The organism is Methylocaldum sp. GT1TLB (genome assembly GCF_051027445.1).
Classification (GTDB): Bacteria; Pseudomonadota; Gammaproteobacteria; order Methylococcales; family Methylococcaceae; genus Methylocaldum.
The window spans coordinates 620,657-639,843 of record NZ_CP194898.1; the positions used below are offsets into that span (position 1 = coordinate 620,657).

At 56.5% G+C, this 19,187-nt stretch carries 18 protein-coding genes; 12 read left to right on the forward strand and 6 right to left on the reverse strand.

From position 1 onward, the window contains the following. Positions 1 to 40 precede the first annotated feature (40 nt). The gene (locus tag ACR2R1_RS02650) at positions 41 to 277 is read right to left on the reverse strand and encodes a hypothetical protein (protein WP_133715924.1); all 237 of its coding nucleotides are present in this window, start codon (positions 275 to 277) and stop codon (positions 41 to 43) included. 336 nt (positions 278 to 613) lie between these two features. Between ACR2R1_RS02650 and ACR2R1_RS02655 the strand changes: the two genes are divergently transcribed. Continuing rightward, positions 614 to 988: a hypothetical protein gene (locus ACR2R1_RS02655; RefSeq protein WP_434112549.1), complete on the forward strand. Its 375-nt coding sequence runs from the start codon at positions 614 to 616 to the stop codon at positions 986 to 988. 203 nt (positions 989 to 1,191) lie between these two features. On the opposite strand, the gene ACR2R1_RS02660 is transcribed toward ACR2R1_RS02655, so the two are convergent. Both ACR2R1_RS02660 and glpK read right to left on the reverse strand, forming a co-directional pair. After that, entirely contained in the window at positions 1,192 to 1,551 is a 360-nt protein-coding gene (locus tag ACR2R1_RS02660; protein WP_205780713.1) for a YMGG-like glycine zipper-containing protein, read from the reverse strand. 131 nt (positions 1,552 to 1,682) lie between these two features. Continuing rightward, on the reverse strand, positions 1,683 to 3,179 hold the full coding sequence (glpK, locus tag ACR2R1_RS02665) for a glycerol kinase GlpK (RefSeq protein WP_434112551.1): 1,497 nt from the start codon (positions 3,177 to 3,179) through the stop codon (positions 1,683 to 1,685). Positions 3,180 to 3,491: 312 nt separating this feature from the next. On the opposite strand from glpK, the gene ACR2R1_RS02670 reads away from it, so the two are divergent. The 6 genes from ACR2R1_RS02670 to ACR2R1_RS02695 all read left to right on the forward strand — a co-directional run bounded on the left by ACR2R1_RS02670 (position 3,492) and on the right by ACR2R1_RS02695 (position 8,165). Further along, positions 3,492 to 3,830 carry a cupredoxin domain-containing protein gene (locus ACR2R1_RS02670; protein WP_077729617.1) on the forward strand — a complete coding sequence of 113 codons (339 nt, stop codon included), beginning with the start codon at positions 3,492 to 3,494 and terminating at the stop codon, positions 3,828 to 3,830. A gap of 18 nt (positions 3,831 to 3,848) precedes the next feature. Next, on the forward strand, positions 3,849 to 4,673 hold the full coding sequence (locus ACR2R1_RS02675; RefSeq protein WP_077729616.1) for an FTR1 family iron permease: 825 nt from the start codon (positions 3,849 to 3,851) through the stop codon (positions 4,671 to 4,673). A gap of 85 nt (positions 4,674 to 4,758) precedes the next feature. After that, positions 4,759 to 5,895 (forward strand): MlaE family ABC transporter permease, encoded by a 1,137-nt coding sequence (locus tag ACR2R1_RS02680; protein WP_077729615.1) that lies wholly within the window; start codon positions 4,759 to 4,761, stop codon positions 5,893 to 5,895. A gap of 2 nt (positions 5,896 to 5,897) precedes the next feature. Continuing rightward, on the forward strand, positions 5,898 to 6,665 hold the full coding sequence (locus ACR2R1_RS02685) for an ABC transporter ATP-binding protein (RefSeq protein WP_347257797.1): 768 nt from the start codon (positions 5,898 to 5,900) through the stop codon (positions 6,663 to 6,665). A 1-nt stretch (position 6,666) separates the two neighbouring features. Then, positions 6,667 to 7,581, forward strand: a complete 915-nt coding sequence (locus ACR2R1_RS02690) for an MlaD family protein (RefSeq protein WP_434112555.1) — start codon at positions 6,667 to 6,669, stop codon at positions 7,579 to 7,581. Then, entirely contained in the window at positions 7,578 to 8,165 is a 588-nt protein-coding gene (locus tag ACR2R1_RS02695; RefSeq protein WP_434112557.1) for an ABC-type transport auxiliary lipoprotein family protein, read from the forward strand. Before ACR2R1_RS02690 ends, ACR2R1_RS02695 begins: the two co-directional genes overlap by 4 nt. A gap of 721 nt (positions 8,166 to 8,886) precedes the next feature. Here ACR2R1_RS02695 and ACR2R1_RS02700 read toward each other — a convergent pair. From ACR2R1_RS02700 to ACR2R1_RS02710, 3 genes are all read right to left on the reverse strand, one after another. After that, on the reverse strand, positions 8,887 to 11,154 hold the full coding sequence (locus ACR2R1_RS02700) for a TonB-dependent receptor (protein WP_434112559.1): 2,268 nt from the start codon (positions 11,152 to 11,154) through the stop codon (positions 8,887 to 8,889). Positions 11,155 to 11,281: 127 nt separating this feature from the next. Continuing rightward, entirely contained in the window at positions 11,282 to 11,929 is a 648-nt protein-coding gene (locus tag ACR2R1_RS02705) for a response regulator (protein ID WP_077729611.1), read from the reverse strand. Beyond that, complete coding sequence (locus tag ACR2R1_RS02710; RefSeq protein ID WP_434112561.1) at positions 11,926 to 13,359, reverse strand: ATP-binding protein; 1,434 nt, start codon at positions 13,357 to 13,359, stop codon at positions 11,926 to 11,928. The genes ACR2R1_RS02705 and ACR2R1_RS02710 overlap by 4 nt, the downstream gene beginning before the upstream one ends. A gap of 579 nt (positions 13,360 to 13,938) precedes the next feature. Here ACR2R1_RS02710 and ACR2R1_RS02715 point away from each other — a divergent pair. The 5 genes from ACR2R1_RS02715 to ACR2R1_RS02735 all read left to right on the forward strand — a co-directional run bounded on the left by ACR2R1_RS02715 (position 13,939) and on the right by ACR2R1_RS02735 (position 19,061). Next, the gene (locus ACR2R1_RS02715) at positions 13,939 to 15,744 is read left to right on the forward strand and encodes a methanol/ethanol family PQQ-dependent dehydrogenase (protein WP_434112563.1); all 1,806 of its coding nucleotides are present in this window, start codon (positions 13,939 to 13,941) and stop codon (positions 15,742 to 15,744) included. A gap of 170 nt (positions 15,745 to 15,914) precedes the next feature. Next, positions 15,915 to 16,784, forward strand: a complete 870-nt coding sequence (gene moxJ, locus ACR2R1_RS02720) for a methanol oxidation system protein MoxJ (RefSeq protein WP_434112565.1) — start codon at positions 15,915 to 15,917, stop codon at positions 16,782 to 16,784. Between the two features lie 340 nt (positions 16,785 to 17,124). Continuing rightward, positions 17,125 to 17,598, forward strand: coding sequence for a cytochrome c(L), periplasmic (gene moxG, locus ACR2R1_RS02725; protein ID WP_347258546.1), 474 nt, complete (start codon positions 17,125 to 17,127; stop codon positions 17,596 to 17,598). A 32-nt stretch (positions 17,599 to 17,630) separates the two neighbouring features. Beyond that, a complete protein-coding gene (locus ACR2R1_RS02730; protein WP_077729605.1) occupies positions 17,631 to 17,906 on the forward strand; it encodes a methanol dehydrogenase [cytochrome c] subunit in 276 nt (91 codons plus the stop codon). A gap of 135 nt (positions 17,907 to 18,041) precedes the next feature. Next, positions 18,042 to 19,061, forward strand: coding sequence for an AAA family ATPase (locus ACR2R1_RS02735; protein WP_077729604.1), 1,020 nt, complete (start codon positions 18,042 to 18,044; stop codon positions 19,059 to 19,061). The last annotated feature ends 126 nt before the right edge of the window (positions 19,062 to 19,187 follow it).

A 19,187-nucleotide genomic window follows, 5' to 3' on the forward strand; every position in this document is an offset into this window, starting at 1 on the left:
TCAAGCAGCTTAGAGAGGAGGTAGGTAATGGGATTCGATGTCAAAAATAGGCGCGATAATGGTCGGTTTTGAAGTTCGTCTTGCCATATTCCGCCAGCGCGTACACTTTAAGAAGCTTCATCGCATTTCGTTCGCCGTACCATTGCCCGGTCATCGGGTCTTGCCATTCGATTCGATAACTTTCGCTGCCGGATTGCCTTCGCCGTTTCCAGCCGCACCCCCAGAGCATGAAGACGGTTAGAAAGCGTTCCAGAAAAACTCTTAGCGATGTTTTCATGAGTGTCCCTCACTGCAACGATGGTGAAGCCAACTTCTGACTGGTCACGGTCACTCCGCGTTTTGGAAATGCCTTTGCCAGTAGAAAATCACGCTTATTCATCTTTAAGCAGAACTCATGCCATTGATCGGGGGCGTTAATTCACTCGAAAATCCATCAAAACGATGGTCGAAATTTCGATTTCTTTCCCGAGAGGTGCAAATCGAAAAGACATTGCACCAAGATGTGGCTTTTTCAGCGGTTTGAGGCGATTCTAATGTTGCGGTCCCGCCGTTTCGGGAAACGCGTTGACATAGCAACAGCAGGATTAAAGAATTTGGGATACTTTAATGAGCCATGCTAGATCAGTTTGTTGTGATAAGAGGTCAGCTTGACGGCACAGGGGTGAGCATCGTGAGAAATGCAATTATCTTCGGCGGATTTTTGTTGGCGGTTTCTTCGGTAGGTTGGGCTGGCGACGACCCACGGTATCCGGCCTATGATTTCGAGCCGAAAGTGATCATTTCGGCGCCCGAAGGAGCAACGGGTGATTCATCGAAAGCAGAAAGTCCGGAGCCGGATTCGAGATACCCAGCCGCTTACTTCGAACCGAAAGTGATCATACCGGCATCCGAAGAGGCGGCAAAAAAAGTTCCGGAGGAGAGCCCGCAACCGGATCCTCGATATCCAGCCTATCACTTTGAGCCGAAAGTCATTTATCAGGAGAAATAGGCGACCGATAAGAGACCGAGACTCGGCGATTGCCGTTTAGACGGCGAGCGGCCGCGCCAGTCGTCGGCCAAGCCGGTCGCCGCTCCAGGATGCCCCGGTCTCGGTAGACCGGGCGCTATCCATGCAAGCAGAGAAGGCGGAGCGATCATAAACTTTTCGTGGGCGTAGTTTTTTGCCGCTTCGGCAGTGATTATCGCTGCGGCTCAGTACGGGTACGGATAAGTGCGGGGCTGCTGTTCGCCATACGGAGAGGGGCGGTACCCATCGTTGTAACTGCTGTAACCGGGCTGACGGTTGTAGTAAGACTCGCGTTTTTTCTTCTGGTCCATGTAATAGCCAGCTGCTCCGCCGACGACGGCCCCGACCGCGCCGCCCACGAGCGCACCTCGTCCGCCATCGTCGGCGGCATGTCCTAGCAATGCGCCGCCGGCAGCACCGATTGCGGCACCGGTGACCGTATTGCGATACGCATAATCGCCATGGTTGTGATATCCGGTAGACGCACAGCCCGTTAGCGCAATCGTAAAGGCCAGCACCATTAACCTATTTCTTAGCTTGTTCACGGCATTCGCTCCTTTTCTGAGAAGGCGCGATTAGTATTGTTCCGGTTTCCTGAACGGAGGCTGAACACCGCAGCTCCGTCGAGAAAGACCAGGACTGCCGAGGCGGAAGCCCGCAATGAAAATGTTTTCGTTCAGTCGAGCCAACCGAAGGTTCGTTCGACCGCCTTGCTCCAGCCGGCATAGAGCCGCTCCCGAGTCTCGGCCGTCATTCGCGGTTGCCATTCCTTGTCTTTTCGCCATAAGTCGCGCAGTTCCTTGATGTCGGTCCAAAAGCCAACAGCGAGACCGGCTGCGTACGCTGCTCCGAGTGCCGTCGTTTCGGTCACGATGGGGCGAATAACCGGAGTGCCGAGTATGTCGGATTGGAATTGCATGAGGGTCTCGTTGACGACCATGCCGCCGTCCACTTTGAGAGCATCCAGATTCAGGCCCGTCTCCTGCCGCATCGCGTCAACGATGTCGCGGGTCTGATAGGCCGTGGCCTCCAGTGCGGCTCGGGCAAAGTGGCCCTTGTTCACGTAGCGGGTCAGCCCGATTACGATTCCCCGTGCGTCGCTGCGCCAGTAGGGCGCGAATAGGCCGGAGAAAGCCGGGACGATATAGATGCCGCCGTTGTCCTCGACGGTATTGGCCAGCGACTCGACTTCCGCGGAGGTCCGAATGAGCTCCAGATTATCCCTGAGCCACTGCAGGAGAGCTCCTGTGACCGCTATCGAGCCTTCAAGCGCGAAGATTGGAGCTGCGCCGCCGAGTTGGTACGCTACTGTCGTGATGAGCCCATGGCGGGATTGCACCGGCTTAAGGCCGGTGTTCAGAAGCATGAAGCATCCGGTTCCATAGGTGTTTTTTGCTTCCCCCTCGGCGAAACAGGTTTGCCCGAATAAGGCGGCTTGTTGATCGCCTAAAATACCCGCGACCGGAACGCCGGCAAGTGCCCCTTGAGCGACGCCGTAAATTTCGGATGAAGAACGGATCGTCGGCAGGATGGAAGCGGGTATATTCATGGCGGCGAGCAGTTCTTCGTCCCAAGCCAGGGTTTCAAGATTCATCAACAGCGTGCGCGAGGCGTTGCTTACGTCGGTGACATGTGCGCCGCCCTCATTACCGCCGGTTAGGTTCCAAACCAGCCAGCTGTCGATCGTGCCGCACAGCAACTCGCCGCGTTCGGCCTGAATCCTGGCCTCTTCTACGTTATCCAACAGCCATTGAAGTTTGGGCCCCGAAAAATAGGTGGCGATCGGCAGTCCAGTTCTTGCGCGAAATCTATCCTGTCCGCCTTCGATGGCAAGCCGCTCGCAAATTTCGGCGCTGCGCGTATCTTGCCAAACGATGGCGGGATATACCGGTTTCCCGGTGATTTTATCCCAGACGACAAGCGTTTCGCGCTGATTAGTCACTCCGAGAGCTACGATTTCATCGGCTTCGACTTCCGCTTTTCGCAAGGCCTCTACGACCACCGCTTGGGCGTTTCGCCAGATTTCCAGCGGATCGTGTTCAACCCAGCCGGGCCTAGGGTAGAACTGCCGGTGCTCGGCTTGAGCCATCGCTCCCGCACGTCCGGTGTGATCGAAGAGAATGCACCGAGTACTGCTGGTGCCTTGATCGATGACGGCGATATAACGGGGCATGGTGTGACTTCAAAAATAGTTGGCTTCCGGGATGCGTGCCTGATGCCACATCCCGTGATTGCCTACCTATCACGGCCTCATCATGCGGGCAAGTAAAATTTGAAGGATGCCGAACGGAAATCCGCGAGTAAAAGAGGCCGATCGAAAGAAACGCTATCGACGCTTCGGTCATTTTTCCAATCCAAACCGGCCCATAAAGTCAGCCTACCCGGTTTGCCTAATCAATTGATAAGGATTATCATTTAGCTTTCTGAAAAACCGTAGCAATCGCGCGGTTGACTTACTTCTTCGAACTTGAGAGGACCGAACATCATGCAGAACAGGACTTACTCGGGCCGGTTTGTCGTTTTAAGCGCACTTTTGATGGTTTGCGGCTCGGTTTCGGCGGCTGAGACCTATACGCTGATCATTAAGGAGCATCGTTTCGAACCGGCAGAGCTCGAGGTGCCTGCAGGCCAGAAGATCAAACTGGTCGTGAAAAATGAAGACCCGACGCCGGAGGAATTCGAGAGTCGATCCTTGAAGAGGGAAAAGATCATTCCAGGCAAGAGTCAGGTCACCGTATCGATCGGTCCACTTGATCCGGGTACGTATGATTTTTTTGGCGAATTTCATGAGGAATCCGCCAAAGGGCACATCGTTGCAAAATAAAGCGGTATTGGTCAGAACATGTTAGCCACTGCACTCATCGTATTCCGAGAGGTCATCGAGGCCGCACTGGTGATCAGTATCGTCATGGCGGCCAGCCGCGGCGTTGCCGCTCGCAGTTGGTGGATATGGAGCGGCGTCGGAGGCGGGCTTATAGGCGCCTGCGTGGTTGCGGGTTTTGCCGATACCCTCGCGGAAGCGGCATCGGGTGTCGGGCAGGATCTTTTCAACGCGGCCGTGTTGTTTACCGCGGTCGCGATGCTCGGTTGGCACAATATCTGGATGCAGCGTCACGGGCGAGAGCTCGCCCAGGCGATGAGCCAGGTCGGAAAAGCCGTGCTGTCGGGCGACCGGCCGCTCTATGCTCTGGCAGTCGTGGTGGGGCTCGCGGTGCTACGGGAAGGCTCGGAGGTCGTTCTCTTTTTATATGGGATCGCGTCAGCAGACGGAAGCCATACGGGATCGATGCTGACGGGCGGAGTCGTCGGCATTTCGCTCGGCACAGCCGTGGGCTTGGCGATGTATTATGGTTTGCTTCGTATTCCTACGCGTTATCTATTCAAGGTTACCAGTTGGCTTATTTTATTTTTGGCCGCCGGCCTGGCTTCTCAGGGAGCGGCCTATCTGGTGCAGGCCGATCTGCTTCCGCCTTTGGGTCACGAGGTGTGGAATACCTCCAATTGGTTGTCCGAAGACAGTTTGATCGGTCAAGTCTTGCATACTCTGTTGGGTTACGTGTCCCGTCCGGACGGCGTGCAAATCCTGTTTTATCTCGCGACGCTCGCCACTATCGCAAGTTTGATGCGGGTATTCGGCGACAGACCGGCACGGCCGGCCGGACACTGACGAGCGTCTCCGAGACCAAACCCGCAGCGATGTCGATTAGGCTGCGGCCTTGTGCGTAGGCACTAAAGGCGATTGAATACCCGGCATGGTAAAGCAGTCGCCCGGTGAGTCATTCACGCCGTCTATCGAAAAAAGGACAGTATCCGGCCGTTATATTCTCGTGCTGAAGGGGGGCTGGAATTTGCGCGGCCTGTCGGCGGAGGGGGCGCGTCTTCGCGAACAGCTTCAGGTCTATGCCCGCGATGAAGCAAGCGAGTGGGACATCCGCGAAGTTGCCGCCTTGGACAGTGCGGGGGCATTTTTGCTTTGGCGAGCCTGGGGTGGGCAGTTGCCAGGCAAGGTCTATTTGCGCCCCGAGCAGGAGTCTACGTTCATCCGGTTGCAGAACTGGTCTGCAACCTCCTTCGGGCCGATAGTCCGGCATGCGAAACCGGTCGGCGAGCGCGTTCGAAGCTTCTTTTCCGTTGGAACCGAACATTTAAGGGCGCTTGTCTCGATACTCGGACAATTGATCTTGGATGTGGGGCATGTGCTGCGCCATCCTCGGGACGTGCCGTGGCGGGAAATCTCGGCGGCGATTCATGAGACCGGGGGACGTGCGTTGGGCATTACCGCTTTGGTCGGGTTTCTCATCGGAATCGTGGTTAGCTACCTCTCGTCCCTGCAATTACAAACCTTCGGCGCTCAAATCTACATCGTCAACATACTCGGGCTGAGCATTATCCGAGAACTCGGTCCACTGCTTGCAGCCATTCTCGTGGCGGGACGCTCGGGATCGGCCATGACCGCGCGTATCGGTGTGATGCGAGTCACTCAGGAATTGGATGCGCTCGAAGCGCTAGGTATTTCCCGTTCGCTACGCCTTATTTTTCCAAAAGTCGTCGCCCTGATGGTTGCCTTGCCGCTCCTGGTCGTTTGGACCGATGCGATCGCATTGATCGGCGGAGCGATCGCCGCGCATTTCGAACTGGGAGTTGGTTATTATCAATTCTTCATGAAATTACCTGATGCGGTACCGGCGGCCAATTTCACGATCGGGTTCGGCAAGGGAGCGGTGTTCGGGCTGTTCATCGCACTCTTGGCTTGTCATTTCGGCTTACGCATAGAGCCGAACACCGAGAGTTTGGGCAATGAAACCACCCGCTCGGTGGTCGCATCAATTACTCTAGTAATCTTGATAGACGCTGTTTTCGCAATCCTGTTCCGCGGGGTAGGGCTGTAATCATGAGCGATCCCGTCATCCGAATGGAACGGATTTGGACCTGTTTCGGAAAAAACGTGGTGCATCGGGACATCAGCCTGACGCTGGGCAAGGGGGAAATCTTCGGATTGGTCGGCGGCTCTGGGAGCGGCAAGACGGTGCTGATGCGGGAAATGATCGGACTCCAGGAGCCGACCCGTGGCAAAGTCTACCTCTTCGGCGAGTGTCTGCAAGAGGCCGCGGCCGATCGTCACCAGCGGCTCCGCAACCGTTGCGGCGTGCTTTTTCAGGGAGGAGCTTTATTCAGTGCCCTGAGCGTTTTCGATAACATCGCATTCCCATTGCGTGAATTCGGTCTTTTCGATGAAGAACTCATCGGCCATTTGGTACGTATGAAGCTTACTATGGTGGGGTTGACCGAAAACGCCGGTTTGTTGATGCCATCCGAACTGTCCGGCGGCATGATCAAGCGGGTCGCCTTGGCGCGGGCGCTGGTGATGGAGCCTGAATTGCTGTTTCTCGATGAGCCGACCTCGGGGCTCGATCCCGTGCTGAGCGAAGAGTTTGTCGATCTACTGAGCGGGCTGCATCGGGAACTCGGCTTTACGGTGGTCATGGTGACGCACGATTTGGACACGGTAAAAGATTTATGCACGAAGGTCGGCGTACTGGCCGATCAGCAGCTAGTCGTGTGTGGTCCGGTTGAGGATGCGTTGGCTTCCGAACATCCTTTTGCCCGGCATTATTTTCATGGAAAGCGCGGTCACCGCGTTTTCGAGCGGATCGGTTGATATGGGTAGAGAAACCTATGCATTCCTGACCGGATTGTTCGTAATCATTTTGGGTGCGGCGTCGATCATCGCCGCCTTATGGTTGGGGAACTACGGCGAAGAATACAAGAGCTATTATGTCGTCACCCAGGGAGCGGTTTCGGGGCTCAATCCCGAGTCGACCGTCCTTTTTCGCGGCGTGAATGCCGGCAAAGTGTCATCCATCAGTTTCGATCCTGAAGACCGCCGGAACATTCTCGTCCGGGTCGAGTTGAATGAGGATCTGCCGATTACCAATGGCACCTACGCCATGCTGCGCGTTCAGGCGCTGACCGGCCTGGCGCAGGTGGAACTGTTCGACACCGGCGAACAACCGGAGCCTTTACCTACGGATCCCGACAATCCCGCGCGTATTCCGCTACGGCCTTCGCTGTTCGATAAGCTGACCGAATCGGGGCAAGACATCCTCTCCCAGCTCGGCGTGTTGGCGAACCGGCTCAACAGCGTGCTGAACGAAAGCAATCGCGAACGGATTCAGCGTATTCTGGAATCGGTTGCGATCGCAGCCGAACAATTGGCTACATTAGAGGAAAGCATGGACGAGATGCTGGCGGAAATGCCCGCTTTGACCGGAGAGGCGCAGCGGATGATGGCGGGAATCACGCGCCTGACTGATGACCTGGGAATCGCTGTCAAGGAAATCCGAGGGCTCGCCAGGAACACGGAAGACTTGATCACCGCCGGTAGCTCGGCGGGAGATGTGGTGGTGCAATCCACTCTGCCTAAGGTAAACGCATTGCTCGACGAGACCCGTTCGATCGCCGTCAACGTTCGACATCTGTCCGATATGCTGAGAGATGACCCGCGGATCCTGTTGCTCGGGCCGCCCAAGCAAGTGCCTGGACCGGGAGAGCCGGGCTTTCAGGAGCCGAAATGAAGAGATTTTTTTTCGCAAAGCTGTTTCTTGTGATCTTGATCGCCTCGGGTTGTACCTTCACGCCTGAAAAATCACCTCCGCCTAGGCTTCATGATCTGGGACCGCTGCCGCACGGTTCGGACCGTCTGCCGGCACCTTGGTCCAAAGTGGACGTGACCGCTCCGGAGTGGTTGAAAGACGACCGAATTCGTTATCGTCTCGTGTATTCGGATGCCACACGGGTTGGAGTTTACACTTTGGACCGCTGGATCGCGCCTCCGCCTGAACTTCTGGAACTGCGCTTTGAACTTTCGGGCGATGGCGGACCACTACGGGTTCGAATCGAACTTCAGGAGTTCGAGCAGATTTTCGACCGCCCCGACCACGCCAAGGCGCTGATTCGCTTTCGCGCGTCGGCTTACGATCGCAGCAGTAAGAAGCTTCTGGCCGAACGGACCTTCGAACTCGACAAGATCTCGCCTAGCGCCGATGCCGCAGGCGCGGTAGTGTCCTTGGCGGATCTGGCCGACGACGCCATAGCGGCGGTCCGGACCTGGATGGAAGGGATGGATCTCGCGCGTGGGGCCACTGGGGGAACTCCTTGAGCCGTTTTTGGCGGTCGTATCCATAATCCCATCCCCGGTTACCGAGGGGCGCCATCCGATAGCACCTCATCTCGCATGTCTCAAAATGAGATTTGTGTGTTGGACGCGAACTGTACCGACCTGATCATTTTTGGAAACATTGCGGATACTCAGCGATACTTAAATCCTTAGTAATTTGCTTGGGTATTAGAAGATACTTCTATTCGAATACAAATAGGTTTCAGATTTTTAAAGAAAAAATTGTGAGGGTGTTCATAGATCAAGGGACGGGTAAAAAAGTGTGGACACACAAAATTTTTTCTTTAGACTGTGCCGCAGCTTTACGGAGGAAGCGCGAAAACATAGAGTCGTCAAAGAGGAGGAAAGACCCCTTAGGGGGCGATATAACTACTATAAAAGCACTAACAAGATGCGTCGCCGCTAGTGGCCGACGCGTTACGCTACAACAACAATAATAATGATATTGCCCGCGTACTGCGGGCTTTTTTTTGCCTGCCATCGGGCAAAAAAAAGCGACCACTAGGGTCGCCAAGAGGAGGAGAACTTTCGGCCGGACTCAATCGAAGTTTCGAACTAAATCACACCAAGTTCTATTGAGGTTGGTATAAAGTATACAGACTTATACTCGCCTTTGTCATAAGACATTCTTATGAATTAAATAGGGCCCGGTTATTACCGTCCGGAAAACAATATGTAAAACAGCGGATGGTAAACGCCGAACTCATAGGGACAGCTTAAGCCCGACCCAACCAGCCCTCGGAGAGCCGATGCCCACGAAACGTGGATCGGTAAAGCTATCACCAAGCACTTCGTCAGCTTCGCCATATAGTCCGAAAGTGTAGTACCGTTTGTCGAACAGGTTGTCGATACGGCTGAATAATGCCACGTGCTTGTTGAAACGGTATTCGCCATGTAGGTTGAACACGGCATATTCCTCAAGCGGCTTGTTTAGATTGGCTTCGTCGCCACGGAAGTACTGACCGCTGTTGTAAATCATGTTTACGCCCACGGTCAGTCCTTTAACGACCTCCACGTCCGTCGAGACTTTCAGCATGTGCTTCGGAAGGCCGGGGACGCGGTCGCCTTTTTCCACCTGGATCTGGCCGTTATCATCAGCGGACGGGTTATTCGGGCTGCTAGCAAGAAATGGCGTACGGAAGGTGGCATCGAGCAGTGTGTAATTGATTCCGAACCGCACCCGCTCGAATGCCCCGGAAAGCCCAAGTTCGATACCCCGGCGCCGGGTGGTCCCGACGTTGTCGAAGTAACCCTGATTGGTGAGATTGCCGCTGCTGATGAAAAGAATGTCGTCGTGGTTTTCAGTTTGGAACAGGCCAGCGTTCCAGTTGATATTTCCGCCCCACAGTCGAGCGAATTCGCCCCGGAAACCGGCTTCCCAAGTTTTGGCCACCACCTGATCCAGCGGCGGGTCGGCAAGAAACGCATTCGGTAGCTTGCAAGGGGCTTCCGGATTGGCGCAGGTCAGCTCAACCGGAGTCGGTGCCCGGTTCGATTCGCTATAGCTGCCGTAAGCGGTGAATTCCGGTAGGAAGGCATAGGTCAGTCCGGCCGAGGGGTTGAACCGTTCGAACTTGTGAAAGCCGTTCAAGTCCTCGCCGTACTGATCGTCGAGCCGGACGAAAGACAGGTTGTAACGGCCCGCTGCCGTCACCGCCAGTTTGTCGGTGACCGACAAGGTGTCGCTGAAATAAATTCCGTGGTGACGAACATGGGCGTGGACTCTCACCCGCGATTCGCCCACCAGAACTCCGCTGCCTATGGTGCCTCGGTCGTCGGTGAGAGAAGCGAGCTCCGTATCCGAGCTGAAATGAATGCGTCCTTCGTCATAACTTCCGCCGGCGACGATACGGTTGTGCATGCCGAACATCTCGTGCTCGAAAGCGCCCTGCAAGCTGCCGCCGTAACTGCGCTGGTTGGTTTGGCTGGTGTTGTTGGTCGCTCCCTCGACGGCGTCGCTGGCCAAGACGTTACCGCCGTTGACATCTTCGACGATCTCTTCTTCGTCGCCTTCCTCCTCGCAAAGGAAACCTTCGTTGGCCTCGTCCTCGCATTCCTCGAAATCGGAATCGTCGCCATTGAACGTCTTGATCCGGTTTTGCCGGAAATAAGCGTTACCCGACAGCTCGAAGTGATCGGTAAGCCAGGTGCTGCCGTCCAAGGACGCCAGGAACAATCGGGTGATGGTACGGTCCGGATGGGTGAAAATTGCTTCCGGATCTTGCTTGGCCAGTTGAAGCGGCAAAGCACCGTTGCCAATCAATCGGTTATTGTTGGAAGCCAGGGTGAGGTTCAACTTGGACCGTTCGTTTTGCCAGCTAAACGTTCCGAATCCCTGCTTGACGTCGGTGGGCGAGTTATCGCGCCAGCCGTCTTCATAGAAGCTCTTGAGATCGACGAAATAGCCGACGGTGCCGTTATTCCATCCGCTGGTAATTTCCTGCCAGTGCCGTCCCCAGGAGCCGCCTGCCACCTCGAGCGTGTGGCCCGGTGCACTGAAACCGGTCTTGGTGCGCATGGAAATAGCCCCACCCAGGCTGTTCAGGCCGTAAACCGGATTCGAGCCCGAGTGCAGCGTCATTCGTTCGATGGCGCCTTCGGGGATCAAGTCCCAGTTGACGGTATCGCCGAACGGTTCGTTGAAACGAATGCCGTTGACATAGACCGATAAGCCCTGGGGTAATCCCAGCAGCGGCGATGCGGTAAACCCCCTGAATTGAACATCGGGCTGGAACGGGTTGTTTTGGGCATCGTTGACGTTGACGCTGGCGAAGTTCCAACGCATGTAATCCGCGAGCGAAAAGCTCTGATAGTCATCGAGTTGCTTGGACGTGGCCGTCTGCACCGGCGACGGAATTTTCTCCGCCGGTACGCCCGAGACCATCAGCGGCGTTTCGCCCACAATTTCGACCGTACCCAGATTTACGCTGCCGTCGTCGTTTTCCGCGGCAACGGCAATCTCCGTACTCACGAGGACCAGCAGAGAGGTTCCCGTGTGACATATTCTTCTTATAAACATAAAAACCCCCACACATTCAGCAGAACAGGGAATGGTAAGGGAGTTTAACCGGATGGAATATGGGAAAAATTCCCGACGTCTAAGCCTTCAAGAGGCCGTATTGATAGGCGAGGCGAGCCATTTCCGCGGTGGTGCTCACATTGAGCTTGTTCTTGATCAGAGTGGTGTAATTGCCGACGGTTTTATAGCTGAGGCGGAGTTCGTCAGCGACCTCTCGGGTCGTATAACCTTTGGCCAACAGACAAAACACGTCGAATTCGCGGGCGGAAAGCGAGTTCAAATCGGTGGAAGCGTCTTTTCCGGTGATGGTTTGAACCAATAGTTTCTGAGCTATTTCCGGTTCCACATAAGTTTCGCCCCCGGCCACTTTCTTAACGGCCTCGACCAAGGTCTCCGGAGCGCTGCTCTTGGTGATGTAGCCCTTGGCGCCGGCCTCCAAGGCCCTAAGGACATAAACCAGTTCGTCATGGATGCTGAACACGAGTATTTTGGCTCCGGGATCGCGACCGGAAATGCGGCGGATCGAGGCAAGCCCGCCTATCCCCGGCAGGCTGAGGTCCATGACGATCACATTGGGTTGCGACTCGGAATAGTATTGGCAGGCTTCCTCGCCGCGTTCGGCTTCGCAGATCACCTCGATATTTTCGCTTTGAGACAGCAGGAGGCGATAGCCCGCACGGACCACGGCATGGTCATCGACCAGCATAACGGTGATTTTCGGATTCATCGGGAGGCTTCTCCGCAAGGTACGCAGACTTCGAGCGATACGCCTTCGCCGGAGCGGGTGTTCAGGCTGAATTGCCCGCCCAGGCTGGCGACGCGTTCACGAATGCCGATCAATCCGAAGCCGCGCCTAGGTTGGTTCGGATCGAATCCGCATCCGTTGTCGCTGATTTTGAGCTGGATCCAGCTTCGAGAACGGGTGTCCATTTCCTTCAGTCGAAGTTCTATCCAAACGCCGTCGGCTTCGGCGTGTTTAACGACGTTCGTAAGACATTCCTGCACGATACGAAACAGATGGATTTTCCCGGCACCGGCGAGTTCGTCGACATCGTCTTCACAATCGAAGTGAAGACTGACGCCGGGATTGCGGCTCCGCCAGCTTTCGATCAGATCTTCCAACGAGGCGATGAGTCCCAGTTCGTCCAGCATGAGAGGGCGCAGACGGCGCATCATTCCGCGCACGACGCCGAACAGCCGGTCGCAAACGCCCATGATGCACTCGATGGCTTCATTATCCTGAGGGCGGCTGTCCCGCTTGCGCAGCGAGGCTGCCATGACCTTGATCGCGCTCAAAGATTGTCCGAGCTCGTCGTGCAGCTCCTGAGCAAGATAGCGCCGTTCTTCCTCCTGTATGGCCAAGGACTGCTGAGTGAGCGCGCGGTTTTCGTCGCGGGCCTTTTCCAAAGTCGAGGCCATATGGTTGAACGCTCGAGAAATCCGCGCGAATTCAGGCAAGGAAAAGCTCGGCAGACGCCTGCCGTAATCGCCTCTCTCGATGTCTTCCAGACCGTCGAGAATCACACCTACGCACCGGAAGGCCCTGCCTACCGTAATGTGCACCAGGGCATAGATCGTCACCGCCAGGACCGCTATGAGCGTCAAAAAGCCCAGAGCTTCGTTCCAAGCTTCGGCAATTTCGTCCTCCGGGTTGGCTTCGATAAGAATGCTGATGACATCCTTGCCGTCGGTTTCTACGCGTTTTTCGGCGACGACGGAACTCGAATCGGGCTTGACCACCCAGGCAAACCAGCCGGGCACTTCGGATGTTCGTGGATTCCCTCGTGCCGCCGAGTCGGTGAGAGAGTGCTCGCCCCGTCCTTGGGATTCGCCCTTCGGGCCAGCCTGCGGCTGTCCAAATGTGCTTCCATCCACTCGATCCGGGGTTTGGCGGACTTGAATGCGAAGGTGCCGGGTCTTGTCCAGTCTATTCAACTGGGAGAACCAATTGCCTAGCGAATCATCCGTGGAGTTTCGACCTTCGGACAAGCTGACTTCGATCAGTTGCAGGGCTAGATTGACCGTGGAATCGATTTCCTCTGCTACCGATCGGCGGGCGTTGTGGACGGCGAATAAAGTGCCGAGGCCCAGTATCGCCAGCATGGTCAGCACGATCATCAGGTTCAGGCGAAAACGTAAGCTAAGACTTTCGTGCATGATTTTTATCGGCGCGGCTGTGAATCTTCAGCCTTTTCATAGAAACGAAAACGGGCTCCAGCGAGCCCGTTCGAGAGTAAATCAAAACGGATGAACGTCATTCTTTAGCAATTCGATAACTCTCTTCATCTTTTTCAACGGGAATTTGAAACGAATCAAGCTAGAGAACACGAATTACCCTGTCAAGAGCGTGAATCAATAGTTGAAAAAAAAGGAATTTTTCCCGAGATCGTACCGTTTTTTGATTTATTAGCCCGGCCTCTAAATTAGGCCGGGTTAATCCGGGGCAGGGATGGCCCGGCGCGGCGACAAGCCGCCTGCGCCAAGGCCGGGCGTGTACCGTGGCCTTGGCAGCGGCCCGAAACACCAGGAGGGTATTTATGGGCCTGATTAACAAAACGGAAACCCGTAAGGGAGCGGGAGATTTATCGCATTTCTTCCTGATTTTTTCCTGTCCCAATTCGGGCTTATTTCACTACAGCCCGCCATGCGATTCTTCCAAAATTCGCCGCCGTGATCATCGATCCGTGATCGCTCTGTCTCAGGACAGTCCGAACAAGTATTCAGCGAGGAGAAAACATGCAAAAACGCAAACTGGCGGCGGCCGTCAGCGGCGCTCTGATGGCAGGGGGGCTTTTGGCCGTCTCCGGCACCGGCTCCGCAAACGACGCTCTCATCGAAATGGCTAAGGATCCGAAGAACTGGGTCATGCAGACCAAGGATTACAGCGCCACCCATTACTCCGAGATGGACCAAATCAATGTAGAGAACATCCATCACCTCAAGGTGGCGTGGACGTTCTCCACCGGCACACTGCATGGTCACGAGGGTGCCCCCCTAGTAGCGGACGGCATCATGTACGTCCACACGCCGTTCCCCAGCAACGTATACGCCCTCGATCTCAACGATCCCGGCAAGATTCTCTGGCAATACAAGCCGAAGCAGAATCCGGCGGCCCGCGCCGTTGCCTGCTGCGACGTAGTGAACCGAGGCCTCGCCTACGTACCCGCCGGCGACCACGGTCCGGCCAAGATTTTCCTGAATCAGTTGGACGGTCATGTCGTCGCCCTCAACGCCAAGACCGGCGAAGAAATCTGGAAGATGGAAAACTCCGACATCACCATGGGTTCCACCCTGACCGGCGCGCCCTTCGTGGCTAAGGACAAGGTGCTGGTCGGGTCCGCCGGAGCCGAGCTGGGCGTGCGCGGCTACGTGACCGCCTACAACATCAAGGACGGCAAGATGGAATGGCGTGCCTACGCCACCGGTTCCGACGAAGATCTGCTGTTGGACAAGTCGTTCAACGTACATAACCCTCACTACGGCCAGTTCGGGCTCGGCCAGCAAACCTGGGAAGGCGACGCCTGGAAGATCGGCGGCGGCACCAACTGGGGCTGGTATGCCTATGATCCCAAGCTGGACATGATCTACTACGGTTCCGGCAACCCGGCGCCCTGGAACGAAACCATGCGCCCCGGCGACAACAAGTGGACCATGACCATTTGGGGTCGTGATCTCAACACCGGCAAGGCCAAGTTCGGCTATCAGAAGACGCCGCACGACGAATGGGATTACGCCGGTGTCAATTACATGGGCTTGTCCGAGCAGGAAGTGGACGGCAAGATGACGCCGCTTCTGACCCATCCCGACCGCAATGGCATCGTCTACACCCTCAACCGGGAAACCGGCGATCTGGTGAACGCCTTCAAGATCGACGACACCGTGAATTGGGTGAAAAAGGTGGATCTCAAGACCGGCTTGCCGATCCGCGATCCGGAATACTCCACCCGAATGGACCACGAAGCGAAAGGGATTTGCCCCTCGGCCATGGGTTACCACAACCAGGGTATCGAATCCTACGACCCTGAAAAGAAACTGTTCTTCATGGGCGTGAACCACATCTGCATGGATTGGGAACCGTTCATGCTGCCTTACCGTGCCGGCCAGTTCTTCGTGGGCGCGACCCTCAATATGTATCCGGGACCGAAAGGCACCTTGGGTCAGGTCAAGGCCATGAACTCGGTCACCGGCAAGATGGAATGGGAAATTCCGGAGAAGTTCGCCGTCTGGGGAGGCACCCTGGCGACCGCCGGCAATCTGGTGTTCTACGGTACGCTCGATGGCTACATCAAGGCGCTGGATTCCCGCAACGGCAAGGAGGTCTGGAAGTTCAAGCTTCCTTCCGGCGTTATCGGCCATCCCATCACTTATAAGCACAACGGCAGACAGTACGTCGCCATCTACTCGGGCGTCGGCGGCTGGCCTGGTGTCGGTCTGGTGTTCGACCTGAAGGACCCGACCGCTGGTCTTGGTGCGGTGGGCGCGTTCAAGGAGCTGGCTCACCACACCCAGATGGGCGGTACGCTGTTCGTGTTCTCGCTATAAGTACCGCATGGTCGTAGGGCGGGTTAGCGTACTCGCGTAACCCGCCGTCCGCGACATCCGGCGGGTTACGACGCGCCGGACTGCCGTGGAATCCGGATGGCAAGGTGGGGCTGCGCGTCTAACCCGCCCTACGTCGAGCGACTCTTTATTTATTGGGAGGAAATCACCCCATGCGTTTGACACGCATAGTCATTTGCGCCTGGCTGTTGGCCGGTATCGGCAGCGGACCTGAGGCGGCCGCAGAGCCCCTCAAAGTTTGTGCTGCGGAAAACGAACTACCTTATTCAAACAAGGACGGCGAAGGCTTCGAAAACAAGCTGGCGGAACTGATCGGCAAGGAATTGGGAAGGCCGGTGGAATACGTGTGGTGGCAAGATCCGCGGTACTTCATTCGGGACCAGCTGGATCGGGGCTTGTGCGATGTCGTTATCGGCGTGGATACGGACGATCCGCGGATGTCGACGTCGAAGCCGTATTATCGTTCCGGGTACGTGTTCATATACCGCAAGGAAAAAGGAGTAAAGGTCGCCGATTGGGAGAGCGACTTTCTGAAGAAGGCCGAACGTATCGCGTTCATGCCGGATACCCCCGCGGAGACCATGCTCAAGAAGGTCGGACGCTATTACGACCAGTTCAACTACCTGCAATCCCTGGTTGGTTTCAAGGCGCGCCGCAACCAATATGTTCGCTACGACCCCGAAAAACTGGTTCGGGAAGTCGAGTCCGGCAGCGCCGACCTGGCGGTGCTTTGGGGGCCCCAGGCTGCCCGTTATGTCAAAAACGCGGACAGACCTCTGGAGATGCGAGTGATCCCGGATCATCAGGCCCGTTCGGACGGGGAAAAGGTGCCGCACCACTATTCCACCTCCGTTGGCGTAAGAAAAGGTGAGGAAGCCTTGCTGGCGGACATCAACCGGGTGTTGAAGAAGCGCGAGAAGGAGATTCGCGCGCTGCTCAAGGCGGAGGGAGTTCCGCTATTGCCCCTGGAGGAAACGGGAGCGGCTGCGAGGGAGATCGCCAAAAAAGGCAAATCGACGTAGCACGGATGCGGCGGACGAGTGGTGGCTAATGAAAAACATTCCCGTTTTTCAGTTTGGCTGACCGTTCGCGTCAAACCCCTCTTCCCGAGGGCTGTTCTGCCGGCTGGTCCGCAGAGTACATGGAAGGTGCGGCAGAGGGATCTGCCGCATGACAAGTCGGCCTGGCGATCGGCGAGGCAGCACTGAGTAGCGGAGCGAGGCTGACTTGCACACGCGGCACCCTTAGGGGGTGCCGCACAGGGATGTGCGGCAGGAATCCGTGAGCGGAATTCCTGGGCGCTGCCAGGTTTCAGCCGGCCACGAATTAAATGAATAAAAAAACGAAGAGGACACAAGCTTCATGAAATTACGAATCAGTATGGCTGCGCTCGCCGTGGGCGTGGCCCTCGCATCCGCCGAAAGCTGTGCGGAAATCACTTTCCGCCACGCCGTCACCGGCGAGACCCTGGATTTCGAATACGGTAAAAAAGGCGGCGATACGGACGCTTTCAAGAAATTCAAGGAAACAGGCAAGAACCCCTACAACGGCGACAAGGAAGCCATCGAAAAAGGCCATAGCCTGTATCTCACCGCCTGCTCCGGCTGCCATGGTCACGAGGCCGAAGGCAAACTGGGGCCGGGACTGGGAGACGACTACTGGACTTACCCGAGAGCCGCTACCGATGTCGGCTTGTTCGAAGTTCTCTGGGGCGGTGCCCAAGGCATGATGGGGCCGCAGAGTACCAATCTGAACGCCGACGAAATGCTTCGAGTCATGGCCTGGCTGCGCGACATCTACAAAGGCGATCCCGCCAAGGCCGAATGGCTCAAATAGCTTTCCCCACCACCGAACAGGAGACTCGACCAATGAAACTGAAAACTTTAATCCTGAGCGCCGGGCTGTTGTCCATAGCCGCTTTCAACGCGAGTGCCTACGACGGCACCAAGTGCAAGGCACCGGGCAATTGCTGGGAGCCGAAACCCGGTTATCCCGAAAAAGTGGCGGGCAGCAAATATGATCCGAAGCACGACCCGGCGGAGCTGAACAAGCAACAAGAGGCCATCAAGGCCATGGAAGCCCGCAATCAGAAGCGCTGGGAACAGTTCAGCAAGACCGGGAAGTTCGTCTACAAGGTAGATTGAGTTGGCTGGCGGCTTGGGAGTTGTAGGGCGGGTTAGCGTACTTGCGTAACCCGCCGCCTCGCCTCGTAAGGCGGGTTACGCCGGAATACCGGCTAACCCGCCTTACGATAGGTTGGCTATTCCAATAATTCAAACATGCATTCCGAACAACTATTGGCCGACTGGCGAGAAAAAGCTTTTCGCTTCGAGTCGGAAATCGAAAAAGCCATCATCGGCCAGCCGCGAGCAATCCGGCTGATGACCATCGCCGTGTTCGCCCGCGGCCACGTGCTGCTGGAGGGCAACGTCGGTGTGGGCAAGACCACTTTGCTGAGAGCCGTGTCACTCGCCATCGGGGGCGAGTACGAACGGATCGAAGGGACCATCGATTTGATGCCCGCCGATTTGATCTATTACACCTACCTCGACGAGAACGGCCGGCCGCGAGTCGATCCAGGTCCCGTGCTCAAGCACGGTGAGGGGCTTTCGACCTTCTTCTTCAACGAAATCAACCGGGCGCGTCCCCAGATTCACTCGTTGCTGCTGCGCATCATGGCCGAGCGCAGCGTCACCGCATTCAACCGCGAGTTCCGATTCCCCTATCTTCAGGTGTTCGCCGACCGCAACCGGGTGGAGAAAGAGGAAACCTTCGAGCTTCCGGCTGCCGCCCGCGATCGGTTCCTGTTAGAGATCGCAATGGACTATCCGAGCGACGCGGATATCCTGGATCAGCTGACCTTTGATCCGCGGTACCACGATGCCAACCGTCTGCTCGGGGTGGTGACGCCGGCCGTGCTGCCTTATCGCGAGCTCGACGAGATCGCCGCGGCCATCCAGAGCGGCATTCAGGCCAGCCCGACGCTGCGTGCCTATACCCGCGACTTGTGGCGCGCCAGTCACGAACCGGAGCGGTTCGGCATCTCCGTGGCCGACGCCGACATGTCCGAGCTCATCCAGGCCGGGGCGAGTCCCCGCGGCATGAGTTATCTGATTCGCGCCGCGCGCGTCCATGCCTGGCTCAAAGGCCGCGACCGGGTCATTCCCGAGGACATACAGGGCGTATTCTATCCGGCCATGGCTCATCGGGTGTTCCTGAAACCCGCTTACGAATACCGGCGCGATGAACTGGTGCCGGGATTGGTGGATAAAATCCTCCATTCGATTGCCGCACCGTGATTGCTAGCCTGCATTTCTCACACCCCTTCTACTGCGGACGCCGATTCGCTCGCCGTGGCGCACCGTACTCTTTCGCGCCGGCTCGACGTCGTAGGTCGGCAATCCTTTGCCGACGAGCGTGTGTCG

Excerpts from the sequence above, each read along its gene's own strand:
- glpK (WP_434112551.1), bottom strand. The coding sequence starts at position 3,179 with ATGCCCCGTTATATCGCCGTCATCGATCAAGGCACCAGCAGTACTCGG.
- ACR2R1_RS02735 (WP_077729604.1), top strand. The coding sequence starts at position 18,042 with ATGCATTCCGAACAACTATTGGCCGACTGGCGAGAAAAAGCTTTTCGC.
- ACR2R1_RS02705 (WP_077729611.1), bottom strand. The coding sequence starts at position 11,929 with ATGAATCCGAAAATCACCGTTATGCTGGTCGATGACCATGCCGTGGTC.
- ACR2R1_RS02650 (WP_133715924.1), bottom strand. The coding sequence starts at position 277 with ATGAAAACATCGCTAAGAGTTTTTCTGGAACGCTTTCTAACCGTCTTC.
- ACR2R1_RS02685 (WP_347257797.1), top strand. The coding sequence starts at position 5,898 with ATGAGCGATCCCGTCATCCGAATGGAACGGATTTGGACCTGTTTCGGA.
- ACR2R1_RS02695 (WP_434112557.1), top strand. The coding sequence starts at position 7,578 with ATGAAGAGATTTTTTTTCGCAAAGCTGTTTCTTGTGATCTTGATCGCC.
- ACR2R1_RS02690 (WP_434112555.1), top strand. The coding sequence starts at position 6,667 with ATGGGTAGAGAAACCTATGCATTCCTGACCGGATTGTTCGTAATCATT.
- ACR2R1_RS02675 (WP_077729616.1), top strand. The coding sequence starts at position 3,849 with ATGTTAGCCACTGCACTCATCGTATTCCGAGAGGTCATCGAGGCCGCA.
- moxJ (WP_434112565.1), top strand. The coding sequence starts at position 15,915 with ATGCGTTTGACACGCATAGTCATTTGCGCCTGGCTGTTGGCCGGTATC.
- ACR2R1_RS02670 (WP_077729617.1), top strand. The coding sequence starts at position 3,492 with ATGCAGAACAGGACTTACTCGGGCCGGTTTGTCGTTTTAAGCGCACTT.
- moxG (WP_347258546.1), top strand. The coding sequence starts at position 17,125 with ATGAAATTACGAATCAGTATGGCTGCGCTCGCCGTGGGCGTGGCCCTC.
- ACR2R1_RS02710 (WP_434112561.1), bottom strand. The coding sequence starts at position 13,359 with ATGCACGAAAGTCTTAGCTTACGTTTTCGCCTGAACCTGATGATCGTG.
- ACR2R1_RS02680 (WP_077729615.1), top strand. The coding sequence starts at position 4,759 with ATGGTAAAGCAGTCGCCCGGTGAGTCATTCACGCCGTCTATCGAAAAA.
- ACR2R1_RS02730 (WP_077729605.1), top strand. The coding sequence starts at position 17,631 with ATGAAACTGAAAACTTTAATCCTGAGCGCCGGGCTGTTGTCCATAGCC.
- ACR2R1_RS02715 (WP_434112563.1), top strand. The coding sequence starts at position 13,939 with ATGCAAAAACGCAAACTGGCGGCGGCCGTCAGCGGCGCTCTGATGGCA.
- ACR2R1_RS02655 (WP_434112549.1), top strand. The coding sequence starts at position 614 with ATGCTAGATCAGTTTGTTGTGATAAGAGGTCAGCTTGACGGCACAGGG.